This window comes from Actinokineospora enzanensis DSM 44649, assembly GCF_000374445.1.
GTDB classification, from domain to species: Bacteria; Actinomycetota; Actinomycetes; order Mycobacteriales; family Pseudonocardiaceae; genus Actinokineospora; species Actinokineospora enzanensis.
This window is the reverse complement of the sequence record NZ_KB894433.1, coordinates 43,708-66,376: the sequence shown is the minus strand read 5'-3', so window position 1 is coordinate 66,376 and position 22,669 is coordinate 43,708. Positions and strand designations below refer to the sequence as shown.

22 protein-coding genes are annotated in these 22,669 nt (G+C 69.3%); 6 read left to right on the top strand and 16 right to left on the bottom strand.

All coding sequences use genetic code 11. The features are described from left to right. Positions 1-7: 7 nt before the first annotated feature. The 8 genes from C503_RS0128875 to C503_RS0128840 all read right to left on the bottom strand — a co-directional run bounded on the left by C503_RS0128875 (position 8) and on the right by C503_RS0128840 (position 8,024). Positions 8-1,786, bottom strand: a complete 1,779-nt coding sequence (locus C503_RS0128875; protein ID WP_018685704.1) for a 3-hydroxyacyl-CoA dehydrogenase family protein — start codon at positions 1,784-1,786, stop codon at positions 8-10. A gap of 528 nt (positions 1,787-2,314) precedes the next feature. Next, positions 2,315-2,965 (bottom strand): dihydroxyacetone kinase phosphoryl donor subunit DhaM, encoded by a 651-nt coding sequence (gene dhaM / locus C503_RS0128870; RefSeq protein WP_018685703.1) that lies wholly within the window; start codon positions 2,963-2,965, stop codon positions 2,315-2,317. Then, positions 2,962-3,576 carry a dihydroxyacetone kinase subunit DhaL gene (gene dhaL / locus C503_RS0128865; protein WP_026316799.1) on the bottom strand — a complete coding sequence of 205 codons (615 nt, stop codon included), beginning with the start codon at positions 3,574-3,576 and terminating at the stop codon, positions 2,962-2,964. The genes dhaM and dhaL overlap by 4 nt, the downstream gene beginning before the upstream one ends. Before the next feature lie 2 nt (positions 3,577-3,578). Further along, positions 3,579-4,580 carry a dihydroxyacetone kinase subunit DhaK gene (gene dhaK, locus C503_RS0128860; RefSeq protein ID WP_018685701.1) on the bottom strand — a complete coding sequence of 334 codons (1,002 nt, stop codon included), beginning with the start codon at positions 4,578-4,580 and terminating at the stop codon, positions 3,579-3,581. A gap of 81 nt (positions 4,581-4,661) precedes the next feature. Further along, positions 4,662-5,648: a DUF3558 family protein gene (locus C503_RS0128855; protein ID WP_156893593.1), complete on the bottom strand. Its 987-nt coding sequence runs from the start codon at positions 5,646-5,648 to the stop codon at positions 4,662-4,664. Positions 5,649-5,694: 46 nt separating this feature from the next. Then, positions 5,695-5,949 carry a hypothetical protein gene (locus C503_RS0128850; RefSeq protein ID WP_018685699.1) on the bottom strand — a complete coding sequence of 85 codons (255 nt, stop codon included), beginning with the start codon at positions 5,947-5,949 and terminating at the stop codon, positions 5,695-5,697. A gap of 10 nt (positions 5,950-5,959) precedes the next feature. Further along, positions 5,960-7,648 (bottom strand): sodium:solute symporter family protein, encoded by a 1,689-nt coding sequence (locus C503_RS0128845; protein ID WP_018685698.1) that lies wholly within the window; start codon positions 7,646-7,648, stop codon positions 5,960-5,962. A gap of 175 nt (positions 7,649-7,823) precedes the next feature. Continuing rightward, a complete protein-coding gene (locus C503_RS0128840) occupies positions 7,824-8,024 on the bottom strand; it encodes a DUF397 domain-containing protein (protein WP_018685697.1) in 201 nt (66 codons plus the stop codon). A gap of 267 nt (positions 8,025-8,291) precedes the next feature. Here C503_RS0128840 and C503_RS41270 point away from each other — a divergent pair, with 267 nt between their 5' ends. Next, positions 8,292-9,182, top strand: a complete 891-nt coding sequence (locus C503_RS41270; RefSeq protein ID WP_018685696.1) for a helix-turn-helix domain-containing protein — start codon at positions 8,292-8,294, stop codon at positions 9,180-9,182. Between the two features lie 1,251 nt (positions 9,183-10,433). Here C503_RS41270 and C503_RS0128820 read toward each other — a convergent pair. The 4 genes from C503_RS0128820 to nucS all read right to left on the bottom strand — a co-directional run bounded on the left by C503_RS0128820 (position 10,434) and on the right by nucS (position 15,646). Then, the gene (locus tag C503_RS0128820) at positions 10,434-11,642 is read right to left on the bottom strand and encodes an MFS transporter (protein ID WP_018685694.1); all 1,209 of its coding nucleotides are present in this window, start codon (positions 11,640-11,642) and stop codon (positions 10,434-10,436) included. 150 nt (positions 11,643-11,792) lie between these two features. Continuing rightward, positions 11,793-13,937 (bottom strand): ATP-binding protein, encoded by a 2,145-nt coding sequence (locus C503_RS0128815; protein ID WP_018685693.1) that lies wholly within the window; start codon positions 13,935-13,937, stop codon positions 11,793-11,795. Positions 13,938-13,955: 18 nt separating this feature from the next. Next, positions 13,956-14,531 (bottom strand): DUF6879 family protein, encoded by a 576-nt coding sequence (locus C503_RS0128810; RefSeq protein WP_018685692.1) that lies wholly within the window; start codon positions 14,529-14,531, stop codon positions 13,956-13,958. A gap of 455 nt (positions 14,532-14,986) precedes the next feature. Continuing rightward, on the bottom strand, positions 14,987-15,646 hold the full coding sequence (gene nucS / locus C503_RS0128805) for an endonuclease NucS (RefSeq protein ID WP_033401162.1): 660 nt from the start codon (positions 15,644-15,646) through the stop codon (positions 14,987-14,989). 157 nt (positions 15,647-15,803) lie between these two features. Here nucS and C503_RS0128800 point away from each other — a divergent pair, with 157 nt between their 5' ends. Continuing rightward, a complete protein-coding gene (locus C503_RS0128800; protein WP_425393539.1) occupies positions 15,804-16,292 on the top strand; it encodes an NUDIX domain-containing protein in 489 nt (162 codons plus the stop codon). A gap of 21 nt (positions 16,293-16,313) precedes the next feature. Here C503_RS0128800 and C503_RS0128795 read toward each other — a convergent pair whose 3' ends face one another. Both C503_RS0128795 and C503_RS41265 read right to left on the bottom strand, forming a co-directional pair. Continuing rightward, positions 16,314-16,952: a response regulator gene (locus C503_RS0128795; protein ID WP_018685689.1), complete on the bottom strand. Its 639-nt coding sequence runs from the start codon at positions 16,950-16,952 to the stop codon at positions 16,314-16,316. Further along, the gene (locus C503_RS41265; RefSeq protein WP_018685688.1) at positions 16,949-18,106 is read right to left on the bottom strand and encodes a sensor histidine kinase; all 1,158 of its coding nucleotides are present in this window, start codon (positions 18,104-18,106) and stop codon (positions 16,949-16,951) included. The genes C503_RS0128795 and C503_RS41265 overlap by 4 nt, the downstream gene beginning before the upstream one ends. Positions 18,107-18,215: 109 nt before the next feature. Between C503_RS41265 and C503_RS0128785 the strand changes: the two genes are divergently transcribed. Both C503_RS0128785 and C503_RS0128780 read left to right on the top strand, forming a co-directional pair. After that, complete coding sequence (locus C503_RS0128785; protein WP_018685687.1) at positions 18,216-18,773, top strand: hypothetical protein; 558 nt, start codon at positions 18,216-18,218, stop codon at positions 18,771-18,773. 196 nt (positions 18,774-18,969) lie between these two features. Further along, positions 18,970-20,505 (top strand): chitinase, encoded by a 1,536-nt coding sequence (locus C503_RS0128780; RefSeq protein WP_018685686.1) that lies wholly within the window; start codon positions 18,970-18,972, stop codon positions 20,503-20,505. 102 nt (positions 20,506-20,607) lie between these two features. Here the strand turns inward: C503_RS0128780 and C503_RS46985 are convergent, their stop codons facing one another. Next, positions 20,608-20,760: a hypothetical protein gene (locus tag C503_RS46985; protein WP_018685685.1), complete on the bottom strand. Its 153-nt coding sequence runs from the start codon at positions 20,758-20,760 to the stop codon at positions 20,608-20,610. A gap of 24 nt (positions 20,761-20,784) precedes the next feature. Here C503_RS46985 and C503_RS0128770 point away from each other — a divergent pair, with 24 nt between their 5' ends. Continuing rightward, the gene (locus tag C503_RS0128770) at positions 20,785-21,435 is read left to right on the top strand and encodes a hypothetical protein (RefSeq protein WP_018685684.1); all 651 of its coding nucleotides are present in this window, start codon (positions 20,785-20,787) and stop codon (positions 21,433-21,435) included. Positions 21,436-21,452: 17 nt separating this feature from the next. After that, positions 21,453-22,226: an enoyl-CoA hydratase-related protein gene (locus C503_RS0128765; protein ID WP_018685683.1), complete on the top strand. Its 774-nt coding sequence runs from the start codon at positions 21,453-21,455 to the stop codon at positions 22,224-22,226. A 69-nt stretch (positions 22,227-22,295) separates the two neighbouring features. Here the strand turns inward: C503_RS0128765 and C503_RS0128760 are convergent, their stop codons facing one another. Then, on the bottom strand, positions 22,296-22,511 hold the full coding sequence (locus tag C503_RS0128760) for a hypothetical protein (protein ID WP_018685682.1): 216 nt from the start codon (positions 22,509-22,511) through the stop codon (positions 22,296-22,298). Positions 22,512-22,669 lie beyond the last annotated feature (158 nt).

The following is a 22,669-nucleotide window of genomic DNA, read 5'->3' as shown; positions in this document are numbered from 1 at the left end:
TGTGCGGTCAGCGGTCGTGGTCGCGGAAGCCCTGCCCGGTTTTGCGGCCGAGCCGCCCGGCCATGACCAGGTGCTCCAGCAGCGGGGCGGGCGCGTAGCCGGACTCGTGGAACTCGTCGTAGAGGGTCCGCTCGATGGCCAGGGACACGTCCAGGCCGACGACGTCGAGCAGTTCGAAAGGGCCCATGGGGAGGCCGCAGCCGACCTTCATGGCGGTGTCGATGTCGTCGGCTTCCGCGTAGTGGGCCTCCAGCATCTTCACGGCGTCGTTCAGGTAGGGGAACAGCAGCGCGTTGACGATGAAACCCGCGCGGTCGCCGCAGTGCACGGGGTGCTTGCCGAGCCGTTCGCAGAGTGCGTGCGCGGTGGCGACGGCGTCCGGTGTCGTGGCGATGGTGTCGACGATCTCGACGAGTTTCATGATCTGGGCCGGGTTGAAGAAATGCAGGCCCAGGACGTCTCCCGGGCGCGTGGTGGCGGCGGCGCATTCGATGACGGGGAGGGAGGAGGTCGTGGTGGCGAGGATGGCGCCGGGCTTGACGGCCTTGTCCAGGGCGGCGAAAACGTCCCGTTTGATCCGGAGGTCTTCGGCGACGGCCTCGATCACCAGGTCACAATCGGCCAACCCGGCGAAGTCGACCACCGGGGCGATCCTGGCGAGCGTGGCTTCTTTGTCCTCTTCGGACAGTCGATTCCTGGCCACCTGCCGTTCCAGGGACTTGCGGACCTTGTCCTTGGCAGCGCAGGCCTTGCCGGTGGTACGCGCGCGCAGGATCGTGTCGAAACCGTTGCGGGCCAGGACTTCCACGATGCCGGTGGCCATCACACCGGTACCGATGACACCCACACGGCGGATGTCACGAACCGTTCGGGCGACTTCGACCGGGGCGGGTGTGTGCGCGTCGGGGATGACGGTGGGCGAGTCGGGGCCGTCGTAGGTGTAGAAGCCGCGACCGGTCTTGCGGCCGAGGAGCCCGGCGGTGATCATCTGCTTGAGCAACGGAACCGGCGCGTGCAAACGGTTGCGGGACTGCGCGTACATCGTCTCCAGGATCTCGTACGCGGTGTCGAGCCCGATGAGGTCGAGCAGCGCGAGCGGGCCCATCGGATATCCGCAGCCGAACCGCATCGCCGCGTCGAGATCCTCACGGCTGGCATACCTCGACTCGTACATGGCCACGGCGTGGTTGAGATAGCCGAACAGCAGCGCGTTGGCGATGAACCCGGCGCGGTCGCCGATCACCACCGGTTCCTTGCCCAACTTCCGGGTGAACGCGGTCACGTCGGCGATCACCTCGGGCTCGGTCACCACCGTGCGCACCACTTCGACCAGCCGCAACACCGGCGCCGGATTGAAGAAATGCAGCCCGACGACCTTCCCCGGCCGTCCCGTGTGGACACCGATCCTGGTGACCGAGAGCGACGACGTGTTGGACGCGAGAACGACATCCGGCCGCACGATCCGATCGACCTCGGCGAACACCCGGACCTTGAGATCCAGCGACTCCGGCACTGCCTCGATCACCAGGTCCACTGGTGCGAGATCGCCTAACTCCGTGGTGTAGTCGACCCGCCTGAGCAAGTCCACCCGCGCCGCGTGGTCGAGCTTCCCCTTGACAACCGCCCTGGCAGTGGACTGCTCGACATGCCCCCGCCCACGCTCGACACCCGCCCGATCGACCTCAACCGCGACGACCCGCACCCCGTTCCGCGCCAACACCTCGACGATCCCGGCCCCCATCGTGCCCAACCCGACGACCCCGACGGTGGCGAACTCCCGACCCACGGCAACCTCCCAAGATTGCTACCTGCCGGTAACTTCTGGTCGATGATGCCATGGGTGCGGATGGGGATGAGGTGAACTGCACCACTCAATCGATCCGGCAAGATCCTCTGCGTCGCACCCGCGATCGACCACACGACAAGGCCAAGAACCGTCCCGCCATTGGTGGTACAGCAGCAGGCCAGCCCCCGCCCATCCCCCCATTGGCCGCACAGCAGGTAGGCCCCGCCCTACCAGGGGGCGGGCCGACAAGAGAGACGCTAAGCGATCTTGGGCGCTGTCAATAGCCCCGACCGCAGGCTGGGGATGAACCGCCGCCCCTGTGGACAACTCACCGTCCCGTGCACGGCTAGTTGTTGCGGGTCATGACGTTGGTGACAGCCGGCAGGGGCTGAGACGAGGGGACGGGTCTTTCGGCGGCAGGATGGAAGTGCGACCAACGCATCCGCCGAACAGAAAGACCCGTCCCGGCGGCACCGCCCGACACGCCGTGGACCCGCCGATACACGACCAACGTTCTGAGTCGCACCACTAGGAGAAGTCGCGGGCTATCAAGTTGGCTATCCGGTTCAGCGCCTCGGGAGCATCCGGGCCAGTGGCAGCTACCTGTATGCGGCCGCCGGCAGGTACACCTAGCGCGAGAAGGTTGAGAACGCTGCGGGCGTCCGCCGTTTTCCCCGCATACGTCACCGCGACGTCCGCATCGAGACCAGTGAGAGCACGGACCACCGCACTGGCCGGGCGAGCATGCAGACCCAGCTCGTTGGTGAGAACGAACTCCGTGCCGTTCAGCTCCCCATCGTCGACCTCAAGCGCGAGTGCCGACGCGGCCGCAGAGATGACATAGTCCAACGACCCACCCGCCTGCGCAGCCACAGCAGCAGCAACCGCGCCCTCCACCAACGGCGCATCAACGACAGCGGCTGTGCTCGGATCACCGAGAGTCTCGACGGCCAGGTCGGCGGTCATCTTCGCGGAACCCAGGTCGTAGAGAAGGGCGACGCCCGCGCCGCGCTGGGCGCTGGAGATCGCGGTGGTGACGGCGTCGTAGTCGGTGCCGAGGGTGCCGTCCAGGCCACCAGCGGGAACGATCACCACATCGGGGGCCATCTGCGCGGCCAGTTCGGCGACGCCCTCCGCGAGTTTCGCGCTGTGTGAGACCACGACCAGACCGACCCTCATGTGTTCGCCGCCTTCGCGAAAGCGTTCAGTAGCAACGCGGTCGAGCGGGCGCCGGGGTCCAGGTGGCCCGCGCTGCGTTCGCCCAGGTAGGACGCACGGCCCTTGCGCGCGACCAGTGGCACGGTCGAGTCGGCGCCCGCTTGGGCGGCGGCAGCGGCCGCGGTGAGGATGTCCGCGATCGTGGTGCCGGTGGCATCGGCGGCGGGCGTCAACGCGTCGACCATGGTCTTGTCGCCGGGTTCGGCCTTGCCTCGGGCGACGACACCCGACAACGCCGCGCGGAGAGCCGCCACCAACAAGTCGGCGGTCAGCTCGGAGGCGTCGCCGAGAGCGGTGGCGGCGCGCAGGAAAGCGGTGCCGTAGAGAGGGCCCGCAGCGCCGCCGACCTTGGCGATGAGAGTGGTGGCGACGAGTTTGAGGACGGCGCCTGGGGTGTCCGGTATGGACTTTTCCAGTGCGGCACGGACGAAACCGAAGCCGCGGTTGAGGTTCTCGCCATGGTCTCCGTCGCCGACGGCCTGGTCGAGGCGGACCAGTTCGTCGCGGTGGGCGGTAATTGTGTCGGCGGCGGACAGGACGGCGGCGGCCACGGACTTCGCGTCGCAGGGCATGGTCACGCGCCCCACCGGAGGGCGGGTGTGTGTACCGGGGCATCCCAGAGGCGCACGAGCTCGTCGTCGAGGCGGAGCAGGGTGAGGCTCATGCCCTGCATCTCCAGGCTGGTGACGTACGGGCCGACCAGCTTTCGCTCTACGCGAATTCCCTTGCGTGCCAAGGCTTCCTCGGCGATACCATGGGCCAAGTACAACTCCAGCAAGGGGGTGCCGCCCATCGAATTGGTGAACAACAGAATACGGTCTTCGACAGTGAAGGGCAGGTCCGACAGGATTGGGTCGAGCAGGCCCGCGACGATGCCGGTGGCGTCCGCGAGTGGTTCGCGGCGGCGGCCGGGTTCGCCGTGGATGCCGATACCCACCTCCATCTCGTCCGCGCCGAGTGTGAAGCTCGGGTCGCCCACGTGCGGCACGGTCGGCGCGGTCAACGCCATACCCATGGAGCGGGTGTTCGCCACCACCACCCGGGCCAGTCGTTCACAGACGTCCAGACCGGCGCCTTCCTCGGCCGCCGCGCCGACGATCTTCTCCACCAGCACCGTGCCGCCGACCCCGCGTCGGCCCGCGGTGTAGAGGGAGTCCTGGACCGCGACATCGTCGTCGATGACGACGGTGCGTACGTCCACGCCCTCGGCGGCGAGGAGCTCGGCGGCGGTCTCGAAGTTGAGGATGTCGCCGGTGTAGTTCTTGACCAGCAGCAGGACGCCCGCGCCACCATCTACTTGGGACACAGCGGCCTGGATCTGGTCGGGCGTCGGCGAGGTGAACACCGCCCCGGGACAGGCCGCGTCGAGCATGCCGCGGCCGACGAACCCACCGTGCAACGGCTCATGCCCGGACCCACCCCCGGACACCACGGCCACCTTGCCCGGCCGGGGCGCGTCCACCCGGACCACCACCTCCGGGTCGAACCCGACCCGGAGGAGGTCCGCGTGCGCGAGCCCCAGCCCGCGCAACGCCTCCACCACCACGTCGGCGGGCTCATTGATGATCTTCTTCATCACGCCTCCAGCGTCGGGGACCGCCTCCGTTCCTACACCCGCCCGCCCCCGAACGACCAGTACCCGTCGGGCCGGGAAGCGCTACGACTTGGGCAGGCGGGGAATGAGGGCCTTGGCGACAACCTGGGTCTTGTCGCAGGCGTCCTCGCCCGACTTCGAGTCGTACCGGCTGAAGTCGAGACTCACCACCTCGCCCCGTTCGCCGTCGCCCGGCAGGGACACGTGTGACCACTCCACCCGGCACCGCACCCCCGAGGTGTTCTCCAGCTTCTGCTGCGCGGTGACGCCGTTGCCCAGGTTGACCGGTGTCGTCTTGGCGACATCGGCGAGGTCGTCCGGCTTGGTGCCGAGCCGGAAGCCCAGGGTGAACGCCACGCCGTCGCCGTTCCAGACGCAGGTGTGCAGGCCGGAGGCACGCTGCCGGGGCGCGTCGCCGACGACTGTGGACAGGACGGTCGAGGAGAACAGGGTGCACGGGTCCTCGTCGACCAGGGTGTTCTTGGCCAGGTCGAGTTTGGGCGCGTCGCGTTTGACCCGGTCGACCGCGGATTCCAGCAGCTTCCGCGCCGGGGTGCACAGGTCCCCGGGGTCGCTGGCGCCGGACTGCACGGTGATGCCCCGGTTCGCGACGTCGTCGGTGACCGCGGTGACGAAGCACGCCGTGTGGTCGTCCAACTCGGACTGGGCCAGCGGCAGCCCACCGACCGTCTTGCCGCCCTCGGGTTTGACCGGCGTGCTCTCGCCGATGGACAGGGTCAGGTTGAGCTCCTTGCCCTGGGTGTCCTTCATGTAGTTGGAGCACTGTGAGTAGTCCCGCAGGCGGCTCTCGGCGGGCTTGCCCAGCGGGGTCAGCGCGGCGTCGTCCATCAGGCCGCACGGGTCGACGCGGCGCAGGTTCTCCCAGGCGAAGACCTCGCCGACCGGGGCGGGCGCGCCGCTGGTCGTCCCGCCCAGGCCGGACCCGGCGGGCACCGTGCTCCGCGGGGAGGTCCACTTGGCCTGGTCCACGCCGCAGCCCGCCAGCAGGGCCGCGGCCAGGCAGGCCGCCATCAGTCGTCGCGCGCGCACGGCCAAACGGTAACCACTCGGCCGGGCGCGCGGTGGCCGATCCCCGCTACTGCTCCGCCGACTCCGGCCGCTCGGGCACGGTGAGCGGTCGCAGCCGCACCCAGAGTGCGAACAGCACCGCCACGACCAGCATGCCGATGCCCATCCACAGGTTGACGTTGATCCCGCCCGCCTTGTCCAGGTCCGCCTGGGACGTGGCGGCGATGCCCATCACGGTCAGCACCAGCCCGTACACGGCGAACAGCACGGCCAGCACACCGCGCAGGTCGAACAGGCCCGCGCGCTTCGTCGGCTCGCTCATCGAGACCACCTCACCAGAACACGATGTTGAGGACCAGGGTCACCGCGAGCACGCCGCCCGCGAGCACGGCCGGTTTGCGGTACCAGCCCGCGTTCTCCCCGGTGTCGTCGTGCCGCAGCCGGTCGCGCGGGGTGAGCGACCACACCAGGCCGACCAGTTCGCTGTCCGGCTTGGGCCGGGTGGCCAGTGAGACCGCCACGCTGAGCACGATGTCCACCACGAACGCGGCGCTGGCGGCGACGAAGCTGGCGCCCTGCCCGGCCAGGTTCAGCACGTGCTGGCGGTTGAGCACGTCGACGGTGATCGCCGTGCCGGTGCCCGCGATCAGGCCGAGCCCACCGGCCAGCGGGGTCATCCGCTTCCAGAACATGCCGAGGATGAATGTGGCGAACAGCGGCGCGTTGAAGAAGCCGAACAGCGTCTGCAGGTAATCCATGATGTTGTTGAAGCTGCTGGCGATGAACGCGGTGCCGATCGCCACCAGGCAGCCGACCACCGTCACCAGCCTGCCGACCCGCAGGTAGTAGTCGTCCGGCTTGTCCTTGCGGATGTAGGCCTGCCAGATGTCGTAGGTGAACACGGTGTTGAACGAGCTGACGTTGGCGGCCATGCCCGCCATGAACGCGGCCAGCAGCCCGGTGATCGCGATGCCGAGCATGCCGTTGGGCAGCAGGTCGCGGATCAGCAGCAGGATGGCGTTGTTGTAGGTGACGCCGTTCTGCACGCCCGCCTTGGCCGCCGCCAGCTCCGGGACCAGCACGGCGGCGATCATCCCCGGGATGATGATGATCAGCGCGATGAAGGTCTTCGGGTAGGCGCCGATCAGCGGCGTGCGCCGGGCAGCGGACATGCTCTTGGCCGACATGGCCCGCTGCACCTCGGCGAAGTTCGTGGTCCAGTAGCCGAAGGAGAGCACGAACCCGAGCCCGAACACGATGCCCAGCACGGACAGCGTGGCGTTGCCGATGCCGGTGATGTTGGTGCCCGGCCACGACGACAGCTGCGCGGCAGCGCCCGCCGGGTCGGCCGCGGTGATCTTGTCGACCAGGCCCTGCCAGCCGCCGACCTTGTGCAGACCGACGAAGGTGAGCGGCAGCAGCATCGCCACGATCACGAAGAACTGCATCACCTCGTTGTAGACCGCCGCGGACAGCCCGCCCAGCGAGGTGTAGGCCAGCACGATCGCCGCGGCCACCACCACGCTCAGCCACAGCGGCCAGCCCAGCAGCAGGTTGACCACGGTGGCCAGGGCGAACAGGTTCACCCCGGCGATCAGCACCTGGGCGGCGGCGAAGCTGAGCCCGTTGACCAGGTGCGCGAACGAGCCGAACCGGCGCAGCAGGAACTCGGGCACGCTGCGGACCTTGGAGCCGTAGTAGAACGGCATCATCACCAGGCCGAGGAACACCATCGCCGGGATGGCGCCGATCCAGTAGTAGTGCATGGTCGGCAGCCCGTAGGCGGCGCCGTTGGCGGTCATCCCGAAGATCTCGACCGCGCCGAGGTTCGCGGAGATGAACGCCAGGCCGGTCACCCAGGCGGGCAGGGACCGGCCGGACAGGAAGAAGTCGAGACTGCTCGACACCGACCGGCGGGCCAGCGCGCCGATTCCCAACACCATGACGAAGTAGATGGCCAACAGGATGTAGTCGATCGGCGCCGCGTCCAACCGGAGATCGGCGCCCGCCAGAAGGTGCATGTCCTCACCCGCCGTTCACCTCGCAGTGATCACCGGCACAGCATCCACCCACGAACGGGTGGGCGCATGACGAACTCGGCCACGCGCCTCGCACGTCCCGGATGGTCACCGGGCGATCGGTGAACGTTTCGTCGCGATCCGGCGGATCGGGGGCATTGTCCGGATCGCGGCGCGGTCAGTCCGCCGGGCGCGCCCGGCCGCCCGCCGCGGCGAAGGCGAGAAAGCCGGACACGGACCGCGCGGATATGTCCATTATCTGTCCAGGATTCTTCGAATCCCGCACGGCCAGACCGCGTACGGTCCAGGTCAGCTCCACACAATTGAGCACGGTGTCGCTGCGGGTGCTTTTGCGCCAGACGGTCGCCACGGTCGACATGAATCCTCCAGGCTGGCCCGAACAAACGGCGCATCAAGTATTCCGGGCGCGCGGGCGGCATCAATCCGCCGGCCGGGTGGCGATGTTCGCGCACACCGGCGATAACGACCGTGCGGTCCGGCACGGACCGGGTACGCCGCACGACCGAGCGGGAACCCGGTGTCCACGTGATACGTTGAAGCCACATGTCGTCCCGCGATATGGCGAATCGCGGGCGGGCGTAGCGTGACACATGTCGACTCCCACTTCCCCAGCTCGGAGGCTGCCGTGGCAGACCAGCCCGACCCTGCCGTCCAGCGGTTGCGCCTCGGCGCGGCGCTGCGCAGGCTGCGGGGCGCGCGCGGCCTCACCCAGAAGCAGGCAGCCGACGCGATGGACTGGTCGCTGAGCAAGGTGATCCGGATGGAGAACGGGTCGGTGCGGTTCTCCACCTCCGATGTGCGGGCCCTGCTGAGCGAATACCGGATAATCGACGAAGACGAGGTGCGCGTTCTGGTCGCGCTGGCCAAGGACAGTCGGGGGCCGTCCTGGCAAAGCGAGTTCAAGGGCCTGATGCAACCGCATTTCTGGACATTGTTGTCGCTGGAGGGGGCGGCGACGCGAATCCGCCAGGTCAGCAACACGCTGCTGCCCGGCCTGCTGCAGACCGACGACTACGCCCGCGGCCTGCGCGCGCTCACCAACACCACCGACGACGACGCGGAACGGTTGATCAAGGCCCGGCAGCGACGCAGGCAGCTGCTGCACGGCGACCGGTCGCCCCGCTACACCGTGATCCTGGACGAGGTGGCGCTGCGCAGGCAGGTGGGCGGCCCCGGGGTGCTGGCCGACCAGCTGCGACACCTCGACGACCTGGTCACCGCGGACCGGGTGGAGATCCGGGTCGTCGAGTTCACCGCGGGCGCGCACGCGGGCCTGCGCGAGTCCTTCGCCGTCTTCGACCTCGACCAGGCGGGAGACGACACGCAACCGTCGAACACCATCGTCTTCATCGACGACCCGGTGCACAGCACGCTGGTGCGCGACGACACCGACCCCAACAAGGCGCTGATCACCGACTACATCGGCACCTTCGACGCGCTCGCCGACCTGGCCCTGCCCGCCGCGGCCAGTGCCCGGCTGGTCGCGGCCGAGCTCGCCCGGCTCACCGGCGCGTGACCCCAGGACCCGTGCATAGCCAGCTCTGATCAGGAGTCAGTGATGAGCGACCAGGCTGACACCTCGCCGCCGCGGCCCGCCGCGCCGGACGAGCGCGCACCCGCGCCCGCACCCGCGCGGACCGCGCTCCGGGAGGTCCTCGACTTCCTCCGGTGGACCATGACCACGGGCAAGCGGACGGCCCGATTAATCGTGATCGTCATCGGGATGTCCCTGCCGGTGCTAGTGGTGCGACCCAGAACGTCGACCATGTCTCGACCCGCCCACGACGTGCCTGACGGCACCGCCGAAACGACCAAGTACATCCAGTACGAGGCCGCCCCGGCGGCCCCGCCAGCCCCGCCGTGGACCCGCCGATACACGGCCGACGTTCTGAGTCGCACCACTAGCCGTCGTGGTTATTGTGGCTGTAAGCGATATTCCATGGTGGGGCTGGATGGCCGGTACCGGTGTGGCCACCGGGGGCGTGGGACTGTTGGTCAACCGGTCCGCCCGGAAGCGGAAGTCCGACATCGGCGGATGACCGCGGCGGAGTGGGGACCAACCAGTCGATGAATCGCCTGCCCGCCAGTCCGAACACGACCGCCACCACGACGCCCGCGCAAATCGGAAAAACCCAATCCCGCCACCCGAACCAGGCGTGCGCGAGCAACGCGAGCGCGACCGCGACCAATCCGGCGGTCAGGCAGTAGAAAACCGACACCACGGTTCGCACCAGATGGGCGCCCCTCATGACACCGGGCTCCAGACGGGGGCAGACACCGAAGAAGTCCTCTCCACGGATGGCCACCCGGACCGGGCGGACGGGCGAGTTCCGGGGCCCGACCCTACTGCATTCGGCCGCGTCGACGACCCGGCGCCCGGGTGATCGTCGGTCGCGCCCGGTCGATGTCGTCGGCTCTCGTCCCGCACGTGCATACGGCCACCGCCCCCGTCAGCAGGTAGTCGATCCCGGCGTCGAACACGGCCCGGATTCACACCGCACCATGGTGCCAGGTTCGCGTACACCCGACGTCCCGTTACATCCGCTGCCATATTCCCATCGAACAGCGGACCGCGCACAGGATCGGCCGAGTTCCGCCGATGGCGAACCGAATAAGTCTCACGCCAAACTGCACGTGCAAATGCACGTGCAGTGGATCTTCTCAGTCGCCCCGATGTGGTGACTGATTCCCGCTATTGTGCCCGCTGTCGCCAGAATACCAAAGCCACAGGTAAAGGTACACATTCCCGGCGCACGTCCGGAAATCGCTAGGAAACCCGGGTCAGCCGCCGGATGGGCGGGATGATGACCAGCGCGGCGGCACACGCCACGCTCGTCCCGGCGGCGACCAGGAGCAGCGGGTGCACGCCGAACAACACACTCGCCGGACCCGCGATGGCCTGGCCGAACGGCACGGCGAGGATCGAACCGGCGACCTCGTAGGCGGCGACCCGGTTCAGCCGGTCCTCGGGGATCTGGGTCTGCACGGTGGTCGACCACTGCACGCTCCAGAAGGCCCAACCGACGCCACTGATGGCGTAACCCAGGTAGATCAGCGGGACGGCCGGGACGAGCGCGGCCATCAACGGCATGAGCGGGAACAGGAACATCGCGATACCACCGCCGAACAGCGGCCGCGCGGGCCGCAGCCGGATGGCGATGAGCCCGCCGAGCACACTGCCCGCACCGAACGCGGCTTCCGCGTAACCGAACGCGGCCTTGCCATGCGCGTCGATGATCGACGACGCGCTCAGCGGGGTGAGCGGCCCCCAGACCAGGACGCCGAGGAACCACCAGATCAGGATCACCGCCCACAACCAGGACCGGGACCGGAACTCCCACCACCCCGCCCGCAGGTTCTCCCACGTCGACGCGGTGCGGTCGGTCTCGAAGCGGGGAACACGCAACAGCATCAGACACACCCCGCTCACCCCGAACGTGGCCGCGTCCACCCCGAACGCCCACGCCGCCGAGGTGGTGGCGACCAGGAACCCGGCGAGCGCGGGCCCGAGCATCGTGGCGATCCCCTGACTGACCCGCAACACCCCATTGGCCTGCTGCGGATCGGCGGCCACCTGCGGCACCAGACTGGTCAGACCGGGCTGGAACATCGCGGTCCCGATCCCGGTCAACACCGCCACCACCACGATGAACCACAACGACGGATGCCCCAGCCAGAGATACACCGCGAGCCCGGCCTGCAACACACACCGCGCCGCATCCGCGCCGATCATCTGCGGCAACGGGTGAAACCGATCCGCGAACACCCCACCGAACACCACGAACAACGCGAACGCGCCCATCCACGCGCCCATGGCGAACCCGACCCCGCTCACGCCGTAGCCGAGCCCGAGCACCCCGACCGACATCGCCACCGGCATCATCGCGTCCCCCACCATGGACACGATCCGCGCGGTGAAATACAAGCCGAAATCCGACGTCCACAACCGCGGCGACGCGGCGAGCGGCAGTGCCATGCGGGCCTCTCCATGCAGGTGGCCCGGGGTGGGCACGTACGCCCGCAGACTAGCCGCCGCCATACCGCACGAACGATCGCTTTTCGGTACGCCGACCGTCAGGATCCCGGCTCAGGGAGATCACCGCCGCCGAGCTCGACGACCACGGACTCAGCCACCATCAGGCTCCAGCCGAGTGATCCGGTCGCGCACGGCGGCCGCCCCGGGGTCACCGAGCGACTCGAACAGCTCGGCAGCCGACCGCCACGCGGTCAGCGCCGCCGACCGGTCCCCACCGGCCGCGTGGACCTCGCCCAGCTCCATCAGCACGGTCGCCACGCTGCGCTGGTCGGCGAACTCGTCGAAGATCGCCAGCGCCGCCCCGGCCGCGGCGACGGCCTCGTCGAACCGGCCGAGGTCCCGGTAGACCTGGGTGAGCGGCACGGCTCCCCACGCCCGGCTCCACCGGTCGCCGATCTCGGTGAACACCGCGACCGCCCGCTCACAGTGCTCGACTGCCTCGGTCGGCTCGCCCAGCGCGCGGAACACCTTTCCCATGCTGAGCAAGGACATGCCGGAGCCGCGGCGCAGCCCACCCGCATCGAACACCGCCAACGCCTTCCGGTAGTCCGCCATGGCCCGGTCAAGATCGCCCAGGCCCTCGTGGGCAAGGCCGAGCCCGCGGGCCGCGAACCCGATCAGCCAGAGGTGGCCGATCCGCTCGGCCAGCTCCCCGCACTCGGCATAGGCCCGCACCGCGGCGGTGAACTCGCCGAACCGCCAATGGAAATCCCCGAGGCCGAGCAGGTTGGCCGACATCCCGAGCGGCTCCGGCAGGGCGCGCGCGGCGGCGAGGCCCACCTGGTGGATGGCCTGCCAGTCGCTCCAGTAGGCACTGATCTCGAACATGCCGTCCAGCACGACCGGCAGCTTCCAAGCCAGGTCGTAGAGACCGAGGTCCATCGCCATCTCGATGGCGGCCAGCAGGGTGAACCGCTCGGCCTCGAACCAGCCGGTCGCCGCGGCGGGCGTGCCGAACTCCGGGATGGGCGTCGCAGGCCGCGGCGGCAGGGCGACCGCGTGCGAATGGGGGAAGATCACCACCCGCCCGGCGTCGGCGGCCCACAGGTACCAGGCGAGCACCCGGCGCACCGACTCCGTCCGGGCGCGCTGGGCGTCCTCTCGCTCACAGCGCTCGCGCGAGTAGGCGCGGAGCAGGTCGTGCAACTGGTAGCGGTCCGGCCCGATCTCCTGGAGCAGGTGGACGGCGACCAGACCGTGCAGCTGTTCCGCGACCTGCTCCGGCTCAAGGCCGACCAAGGCGGCGACGGAGGCAGCGGAGAACCCCGAGCCGGGATGCAGTCCGAGCGCGCGGAACGTGGCCTGTTGCCCCGAGCCGAGCGCGCGGTAGGACCAGGAGAACACCGCGCGCACGTCGGTCAGCTCGTCCTCGGCGAGGGCGAGCGCGTCCAGCCGGTCACGCTCGCCCACCAGCTGGGCGGCGAGATCGGCCATGCGCAGGTGCGGTCGATCGGCGGCCCGCTCGGCCACGATGCGCAACGCCAGCGGGAGGTGACCGCATGAGCGCGCGATGTGCCGCGCGGATTCCTCGTCCGCCTCGATCCGGTCGTCGCCGACGATCTCCGCGAGCAGTCGCACCGCGTCCTCGGGGGAGAGCACGTCCACGCTCACCCGTCTCGCTCCTTCCCTCGCCACCAGGCCGGGCATGGTGGTACGGCTGGTCACCAGCGCCAGACATCCGCTCGCCCCCGGTAACAGCCTGCGGACCTGCCGTACCGAGACGGCGTTGTCGATGACCACCAGGAGCCTGCGCTCGGCGAGCGCGGAGCGGTAGAGCGCGGCCTTCTCGTCCACCTGGCGCGGGAGCGCCTCCGGCGCGACACCGAGGGCCCGCAGGAAGACATCGAGGGCCTGTTCGTCGGTCAACGGGGTGTTCGGACCGTAGCCGCGCATGTCGATGTAGAGGTCCCCGCCGGGGAACCGGGCCCGGCACGCGTGCGCCCAGAACAGTGCGAGCGCGGTCTTCCCGGCTCCCGGTGCCCCGATGATCGCGGCAACGCCCATGGGCGCGGCGGGCGAAAGGCATTCGTCGAGCACCCGCAGTGCTTCCTCGCGGTCGACAAACCCCGCCGGCGGGCCCGGCAGCTGCCGCGGCACGGACCCGACAGCGGCGGTGCCGTGCACGTGGAACCCACCGGTCACCGAGCCCACCTGGATGGCGGTCTCGGCGTCCCCGGTGTTGGTGTTGCTCACCTCGCCGGAGTGAGCGTCCTGGTCTCGGTCCTCGGTGGGCACACCGTGCTCCGCGCCGACTCAGCTCGTCTTCGTGGTGAACAGCGGGTCGTAGCGGTCGGCGAACCGGCGGTACGGAACGGCCAGCCGCACCGCGGCGTCGCGCCACCGGTTCGCCCGCACCACGGCGGTCGCGTCATCGATGATCTCGGCGGCGCGGAACGTCCCGTCCTCCGCGTAGTCCATGTTCACCAGCAGCGACGAGTCGAACAGCCAGAACTCGGACCGGGGCAGGTCGTCCGGCCATGGTGAGTCCGGTCCCACGGCGATGATCCGCACATCCTCACCCGCGGCCACGGTGTGCTCGTAGGCCCAGGCGCATTCGAAGCGCACGTAGTCCGAGAGCGGCTCCCGAACCACGTGTACCCGGTGCATGTGCTTGCCCGCCCGCCGCGCGGGCGCCACGGTCTCGGAGATCCACGACTCGATCCCGGGAAACTCGCCCCTGGCCTCGCCCGCGCGGAACCGGGTGAACTCGTCCTTCTCGTAGCTCACCTGGTAGTGCTGCAACGCCTCCAGGCGGAACACCGTGTACCGGAAGTCGCGGAACAACCGGTTGAACTCGGGATCATCCAACGAAGTGAAAACGGCGGACACCTAGAATCCCCTACGCTCCCGATAACGGTCGGCCGCGTCCAGGACCACCTCTGCCGAAATCCGGACTGCGCCTTCACCTGGCAACACGTTCACCAATTCCGACTGTGTCGCCGAATCCACGCTGACGCCCTGTACGACCAATTCACCGGTGTCACCGAGATACACGGAGGGGCAACCATTTCCGCCCGAGTTCTGGTCTTTGCTCAGCATTGTCAGCTTCATGGGAAAGCACCACCTTTCGCACGAAATCAGGTGCGACGAAGATAAAGCCGCCCGACTATCGTACAGCGTAGCGGGAACGCCGCTCAATCCGCCGAACGATGGCGATCTCTTACCCGATCGAGCGATCGACGGAGATGTCCACCTTTTGTCCGGTAGCAGGCCAACTTATCAATAACACGGCCCCATGCCTACAACCCGGTCGACTTTTCGCGGTCCGGTGTGCAATCGGACGGCTAGAAGAGGCGGAACTCGTCGGATTCGATGCCGCGGAGGGCGTTGTAGTCGAGGGTCACGCAGCGGATGCCGCGGTCCTCGGCCAGGACGCGGGCCTGGGGTTTGATCAGCTGGGCCGCGAAGACGCCCTGGACGGGGGCGAGGAGGGGGTCGCGGTTGAGGAGTTCGAGATAGCGGGTGAGCTGTTCGACGCCGTCGATCTCGCCGCGGCGTTTGATCTCCACGGCGACGGAGGCGCCGCCCGCGTCGCGGCACATGATGTCGACCGGGCCGATGGCGGTGGGGAACTCGCGGCGGACGAGGGTGTAGCCGTCGCCGAGGGTGGTGATGTGCTCGGCGAGGAGTTCCTGGAGGTGGGCCTCGACGCCGTCCTTGACCAGGCCGGGTTCGAGGCCGAGCTCGTGCGCGGAGTCGTGCATGACCTCCGCCAGCGTGATGACCAGTTTCTCGCCCGCCTTGTTCTGCACGGTCCACACGCCCGGCTCCTCGGTGAGCCAGCACGGCGGGGTCATCCAGTTGAGCGGCTTGTACGCCCGGTCGTCGGAGTGCACCGAGAGCGAGCCGTCGGCCTTCACGAGCAGCAGGCGGTTGGCCATCGGGAGATGGGCGGTGAGCCGTCCGGCGTAGTCGACCTGACAGCGAGCGATCACTAGACGCACCCGAGCAGGCTAACGGTGCTCGAATCCGCCCACCGCCCACCCCCTCGTCCAGCGGGCACATCGCACCGACGTCCCTGGTCCGACAGCCGGTGGCGAGGGCGGGCAGGATCGGGGCGTGCAGACCATTGACTCGACCCAGGTGTACGCGAATGCGTGGATGACCGTTCGGGAGGATCGGATCAAGCGGGCCGATGGCAGTCCGGGCATCTACGGCGTGGTGGACAAGCCCGACTACGCGCTGGTCATCGCCCTCGACGGGGATCGGATGATGTTGGTCGAGCAGTACCGGTACTCGCTCGGCGAGCGCCGGTGGGAGTTCCCGCAGGGCACCGCGCCCGACCGGGCCGAGCTGGAACCCACCGAACTGGCCGCGCGTGAGCTGCGGGAGGAGACCGGGCTGCGGGCGGGCGCGGTCGTCCGCATCGGCGGCCTTGACGTCGCCCCTGGCATGTCGAGCCAGCGCGGGCACGTCTTCCTCGCCACCGACCTGGTCGAGGGCGCGGCCGAGCGCGAGCTGGAGGAGCAGGACATGCGCGCGGCCTGGTTCACCCGCGCCGAGTTCGAGGCAATGATCCGCGACGGTCGGATCACCGACGCCCAGTCCGTCGCCGCCTACACCCAGCTACTCCTTCACGAACGCGGCTAGGCGCCCCCGTGGTCCGGGGAATCAGGTCAGCCCGACTTCCTGGGCCAACACCGCGGCTTGCACCCGTGACCTCAGATCAAGTTTGGTCAACACCCGCGACACATGCGTCTTCACCGTCGCCTCCCCGATCCCCAGCCGCCGCGCGATCTGCTGGTTCGACAGCCCCTCCCCCACGCACACCAATACGTCCCGCTCGCGGTCGGTCAATTGCTCCAGCTCGGGCGGCGGCGTGCGCGGCTCGTTCTCCGCGAACGCTCGGATCAATCGGCGCGTGACGCTCGGTTCGATCACCGCGTCCCCGGCCGCCACGACGCGCACCGACTCGGTCAGTCGCGGCGCGTCCACCGACTTCAGCAGGAACCCGGACGCCCCGGCGCGCAACGCACCATAGACATAGGAGTCCATGTCGAAGGTCGTGAGCACCAGCACCGGGCACACCCCGGCGCCGACCAGCTCGCGCGTGGCCGCGATCCCGTCCATCTCCGGCATGCGGACATCCATCAGCACCACGTCCGGCTTCAGCGCGGTCGCCTTGCGCACGGCCGCCGCGCCGTCGGCGGCCTCGGCGATGACCTCGATGTCCGGGGCGCCGTCGAGGATCATCGCCAGGCCAGAGCGGATGGCGGCGTGGTCGTCGGCCAGCAGCACGCGGATCGTCACGGTTCCTCCAGGGGCAGCTCGGCGCGCACGCACCAACCGCGCGGGCACGGTCCCGCGGACAGCTTGCCGTCGATGGCCTCGGCGCGCTCGACCATGCCGATCAGGCCGATGCCTGCCGGGTTCGGCGGTCCCGCGGGCGCGTCGCTGATCACCTCGATGAGCAGGACCTCCCCCGATCGACGCAGCTCGACACCGACGTGGGCGCCCGGCGCGTGCTTGAGCGCGTTGGTCAACGCCTCCTGCACGATCCGATACGCGGACAGGTCTACCGCAGCAGGTAGTTCCGCGACATCTACCGCGTTCACCTCTACATGCACCCCCGCCGCGCGCGCCGAGTCGACCAGACGGTCCAGGTCGCGCAGGCCGGCGGGCGCCATCATTCCGTCGGGGCGGTCGGAGCGAAGCAGTCCGATCATCGCGCGCATCTCGTGCAGGGAGGCGAGGCTGTTGTCCCGGACGGACCGGAGGACCAATCGCGTGCGTTCCGGGTCGGCGTCCGGGTGCATGGTCAACAGCGCCTCGGTCTGGATGGCGATCGCGGACACATGCCCGGCGATCACGTCGTGCAGGTCGCGCGCCATGCTGGAGCGCTCGGCGTGCACGGCGGCGACCCGGTCCAGCTCGGCGATGTGGGCGAGCTGGTCGGCCCGCGCCCGCTCGGCCTCGGCGACCTCGCGCTGCTGCCGGACGTTGAGCGCCCACCACACCGGGATCACCGGCAGCGGCACCAGACCCAGCACGATCAGCAGCGACTCGCGCAGCGTGTCGCCCTCGACGACCGACACCAGCGCCATGACCGCCATGAACCCGAGGGCGACGCCCAGGATGACCCGGCTGGCCCGACGCGAGCCGTGCAGCACGGACGAGTACACGAGGTCGCCGAGGAGCAGCGCCCCCGGCAACGAGAGCCCCATGGCCAGGTCGAGCCCGCCCAGTGGCAACCCCAGCACCAATGCCAGTACCGGCCTGCGGTCCCGCAGCAGCTGCAACGCGGCCAGCGCGTAGATCACCGGCAGCCGCGCCCAGACCGGGCCGGGCAGCACGGCGTCCCGGGTGACCAGCGGGAAGTCGGTCAGGATGAGGATGGTGCCGAGAACGACGCTGAGCCCGGTATGCCACACGGGCCTGCGCCACAGCCGCCACCGGTCGTCCACCCGGCCATCACAACACACCCGCCGCCGCGCGGCGTCCGTCGAAGTGATGACCAGCCGTGCGCCATCCCGCCGACGCGTCGTGCCTGATAGGAGCGTCAGGCTGGGGTTCGTGGGGACATTCTTCGGCAATCCGATGGTCACGCTGATCGCCGCCTGCGAGATCGGTTTCTGGGTGCTGCTCGGCGGCGGCCTGCTCACGCGCTACCTGCTGAGACTGCGCCGGACCAGCACCGTGCTGCTGGCCGGGACGCCGGTGCTGGACGTGGTCCTACTGGTCGCGGCGGTGGTGGACATCGCCCGCGGCGCCGAGGCGGCGTTCGCGCACGGACTGGGGGCGACCTATCTCGGGTTCAGTGTCGCGTTCGGACCGAGCATGATCCGGAAGGCGGACGCCTGGGTGGCGCACCGGTTCGCCGACGGCCCGGAGCCGTGGCGACCGCCCAGGCGCGGGCCGGAGCGGGCGCGGCATGAGTGGCGGGAGTGGCGCAAGTGCCTGGTGGCATGTGGGATCGCCGTCGTCGTGCTGCTCACATTGTCCTTTGTGGTCGGTGAACCGGCACGCACCGAGGCGCTCTGGGCGGGTTGGCTGCCCCGGTTGGCCTGGGTGGTCGGCATCTGGTTCCTGGTAGGTCCTTTGTGGACTATTCGGGACCGGCGCAAGGTCTGAACCGGTACACCGGCGGATAACGGGCATACGCGGTACGAACACGGGCTGTGCACGACACCGCGACGCGACCCGGACACGGCACGCGTCGACCCGGTAACCGCTTGCCGACGCGGGGGTTGACAGGGGCTATTGGTCTAGTCCATTTTGAGGTGGTCTCGATCACCCTGCACCTGCACATGCCCCTTTGGAGGCAGCCATGACGTCCCACGCGAAGCGTGCGATCGTCGCCCTGCTGTCCGCCCTGACCGTGACCGCCGGTCTCGTATTGGCGTTCTCCGGCAACGCGGTGGCGGCCAACCTGGTCACCAACCCCGGCTTCGAGTCCGGCGCGCTGTCCGGCTGGACCTGCACCAGCGGCGGCAGCGTCACCAACAGTGACAAGCACGGCGGCACCTACGCCCTGACCGCCGCACCGGCGGGCTCCGACAACGCGCGCTGCTCGCAGACCGTCACCGTCAACCCCAGCTCGAAGTACACCCTGTCCGCCTGGGTCAAGGGCGCGTACGTGTACCTGGGCGCGACCGGCACCGGCACCACCGACGTCAGCACCTGGAACCCCAGCGGCGGCTCCTGGGTGCAGCTGTCCACCAGCTTCACCACCGGCGCGAACACCCGCTCGGTCACCATCTACACGCACGGCTGGTACGGCCAGCCCGCCTACCTGGCCGACGACGTGAGCCTGGACGGCCCCGGCACCCCGCCGACCACCACCACCACGACCACCATCCCGCCCAACAGCACCACCACGACCACGACGACGCCGCCGAACAGCACCACGACGACGACCACGCCGCCGGTCACCACGACGACCACCACCACGCCGCAGAACCCGGGCGGCCCGCTGCCCAAGCACGTGCTGACCGGCTACTGGCAGAACTTCTACAACGGCGCCAAGGCCCTCAAGCTGTCGCAGGTGCCCGCCACCTACGACATCATCGCGGTCGCGTTCGCCGACGCGGTGGGCGCCACCCGCGGCGCGGTGGAGTTCAACCTCGACCCCGGCCTGTCCAGCCAGCTCGGCGGCTACACCGTGGCCGACTTCAAGGCCGACATCAAGACCGTGCAGGCACGCGGCCAGAAGGTCATCATCTCGGTCGGCGGCGAGAAGGGCACCATCTGGGCCGGTGACTCGGCCTCGGCGTCCGCGTTCGCCAACAGCGTGACCACGCTGATCCGCGACTACGGCTTCGACGGCGTCGACATCGACCTGGAGAACGGCGTCAGCCCGACCTACATGGCGCAGGCGCTGCGGACGATCTACGCCAACGGCGGCAAGGTCATCACCATGGCCCCGCAGACCATCGACGGCCAGTCCACCCAGCAGCCGTACTTCCAGCTGGCGCTGGCGGTCAAGGACATCCTGACCATCTGGAACATGCAGTACTACAACTCCGGCACGATGCTGGGCTGCGACCAGGGCGTGTACTCGCAGGGCACGGTCAACTTCATGACCGCGCTGGCCTGCATCCAGCTGCAGGGCGGCCTGCGCGCCGACCAGGTCGGCCTCGGCCTGCCCGCCTCGCCGTCCGGCGCGGGCGGCGGCTACCAGAGCCCGGCCAACGTCAACGCCGCGCTGGACTGCCTGGCCAAGGGCAGCAACTGCGGTTCGTTCAAGCCCTCGACGACCTACCCGGCCATCCGGGGCGCGATGACCTGGTCGATCAACTGGGACGCCTCCAACGGGTACGCGTTCGCCAACACGGTGGCGCCGCACCTGGACACCCTGCCGTAAGGGAGGCGCCCGGTCATGGGTGGCGGGACGAGGGTATCCGCCACCCACCACCGGTCAGGTCCAACTCGAACGGCCCCGCGCACCCGGACGCGGGGCCGTTCGCTATTCCGCGCCCTGGACCCGCTTCCGCAGCTGGTCGCGGATCTCGTCCGGTGTGTAGGCCCGCCTGCGGCGTTCCGCGCGAGCGACCACCACACCCGTCGCCGCCACGCCGACCACACCCGCCAGGCCAAGGAACTTCCACAGACGTCGCACCCGGCCAGGTTAGTGTCTCCGGTCATGGCGACCATCGGGCTCGACGAGGCCGTCCACCTGACCCGCACCGGCGACCTGTGGCTGTTCCGCGGCCGCACCCCCGCCGACCGCGCGATCCAGACGCTGACCAACGCACCCGTCAACCACGTGGGCATGGCGGTGGTCCTGGACGACATGCCGCCGCTGATGTGGCACGCGGAACTGGGACGGTCGTTGCCCGACCGGTGGAGCGGCACCCACCAGCGCGGAGTACAGCTGCACGACCTGCACGACGCGGTGGTCGTCTGGGCGACCCGGTACGGCCAACGCGCGTGGCTGCGCCAACTGGCGGACCCGGTGACGCGGGAGCAGGAGGACGCCATCCTGCGCACCATCGCCCGCCTCGACGGCACCCCGTTCCCTTCCACGGCCAAACTGGCCGCACGCTGGGCCCGCGGCCGCGTTCCCCGGCTGCGCTGGCAGAAACCCCGCCCCGCCGAACTGGAGAACGCGTACTGCGCGGAGGTCGTCGCCACCACGTACGAGGCGATGGGCCTGCTGCCTGCCGGTGACCGCCCGAACGCCTACGACCCGGGCCGCTTCTGGAGCGGCGACACCCTGGACCTGCGCGGGGCCCGCCTCGGCGCGGAGATCACCGTGACGGTTCCGCCGGGGAGCGCGCCTTCCGGCCAGTAGGTCGCTACGGTCGGGGTATGGCCGACTACCAGCACATCCTGGTCACCCGCGAGGCGGACACGGTCCGGATCACGATGAACCGCCCGGACCGCCGCAACGCCCTGTCCGCCGAACACCTGGCCGAACTCCTGGCCGCGTTCTGCGTGGTCGGCACCTCGGACGCGCGGGGTATCATCCTTGCGGCCAACGGCCCGGTCTTCAGCGCGGGCCACGACTTCGCCGACGTGGCCGGACGGGACCTGCTGGGCGTGCGCGGGTTGTTGCGGCTGTGCACGGAGCTGATGCGGACCATCGAGTCGGTACCGCAGGTGGTGATCGCTCGCGTGCACGGGTTGGCTACCGCTGCCGGGTGTCAGTTGGTCGCTACGTGCGACCTGGCTGTGGCGGCTTCGTCGGCGGGATTCGCTTTGCCCGGCGGGAAGGGCGGGTGGTTCTGTCACACGCCCGCGGTGCCGGTGGCCAGGAACGTGGGCCGCAAACGTCTGATGGAACTGGCGCTGACCGGTGACGCCATCGATGCTTCGACGGCCGAAAGCTGGGGCTTGATCAACCGGGCGGTGCCTGACGCGGATCTGGACGTGGAGGTCGAGAACCTCCTGCACCGCGCGACGCGGGGCAGCGTGTCTTCCAAGGCGCTGGGCAAGCAGACCATCTACGCCCAGCTGGACCGCCCGGAATCGGACGCTTATGCGATGGCCATCGAGGTGATGACCGCCGCTTCCCAGTTGCCTGCGGCACGGGAGGGCATGGCCGCGTTCCTGGAGAAGCGCGCCCCGCAGTGGCCGGACTAGCGCTCCCGCTCCGCACCCTCCGGCCAGATCGGAGCCAGGCCGCAGACTGTCCACGATGTCCGGCACACCTCAGGCATCCGTCGACTGCCTCCGGTACTCGGTGCGAGCGGCGACCGCCCGCTCGATCAGGTTGTCCAGCCCCTCCGGGGTCAGGGTGATCGTGAGGTCGTCGCCGTCGTTGAACTCCAGATCGATGGCACCGGCGGAGACGGTGTAGGTGATCGGGCAGAAGTCGACCGTGACCGCGAGGTCGGCGGAGAACCCCTGGCCCCAGAACTTGTTCATGGCTCATCGCTCCATTGCGTTGATGCTGTTGAGGGCTGACGGGACAGCAGGAAGAGAGCCGACCACCGGACCGGGACGACTGACCCGGTGGCTGGACAGCTGCCCCGCCAGCGGGTAGACGGTACCAAGGTGCATTGCACCTTCGCATTGCACCTATC

What these genes read in the sequence shown, in the direction of transcription:
- dhaM (WP_018685703.1), bottom strand. Translation starts at nt 2,965, where the DNA reads ATGAGGGTCGGTCTGGTCGTGGTCTCACACAGCGCGAAACTCGCGGAG.
- dhaL (WP_026316799.1), bottom strand. Translation starts at nt 3,576, where the DNA reads ATGCCCTGCGACGCGAAGTCCGTGGCCGCCGCCGTCCTGTCCGCCGCC.
- dhaK (WP_018685701.1), bottom strand. Translation starts at nt 4,580, where the DNA reads ATGAAGAAGATCATCAATGAGCCCGCCGACGTGGTGGTGGAGGCGTTG.
- C503_RS0128850 (WP_018685699.1), bottom strand. Translation starts at nt 5,949, where the DNA reads ATGAGCGAGCCGACGAAGCGCGCGGGCCTGTTCGACCTGCGCGGTGTG.
- C503_RS0128845 (WP_018685698.1), bottom strand. Translation starts at nt 7,648, where the DNA reads ATGCACCTTCTGGCGGGCGCCGATCTCCGGTTGGACGCGGCGCCGATC.
- C503_RS0128840 (WP_018685697.1), bottom strand. Translation starts at nt 8,024, where the DNA reads ATGTCGACCGTGGCGACCGTCTGGCGCAAAAGCACCCGCAGCGACACC.
- C503_RS0128820 (WP_018685694.1), bottom strand. Translation starts at nt 11,642, where the DNA reads ATGGCACTGCCGCTCGCCGCGTCGCCGCGGTTGTGGACGTCGGATTTC.
- C503_RS0128800 (WP_425393539.1), top strand. Translation starts at nt 15,804, where the DNA reads ATGACCGTTCGGGAGGATCGGATCAAGCGGGCCGATGGCAGTCCGGGC.
- C503_RS0128780 (WP_018685686.1), top strand. Translation starts at nt 18,970, where the DNA reads ATGACGTCCCACGCGAAGCGTGCGATCGTCGCCCTGCTGTCCGCCCTG.
- C503_RS0128770 (WP_018685684.1), top strand. Translation starts at nt 20,785, where the DNA reads ATGGCGACCATCGGGCTCGACGAGGCCGTCCACCTGACCCGCACCGGC.
- C503_RS0128765 (WP_018685683.1), top strand. Translation starts at nt 21,453, where the DNA reads ATGGCCGACTACCAGCACATCCTGGTCACCCGCGAGGCGGACACGGTC.
- C503_RS0128760 (WP_018685682.1), bottom strand. Translation starts at nt 22,511, where the DNA reads ATGAACAAGTTCTGGGGCCAGGGGTTCTCCGCCGACCTCGCGGTCACG.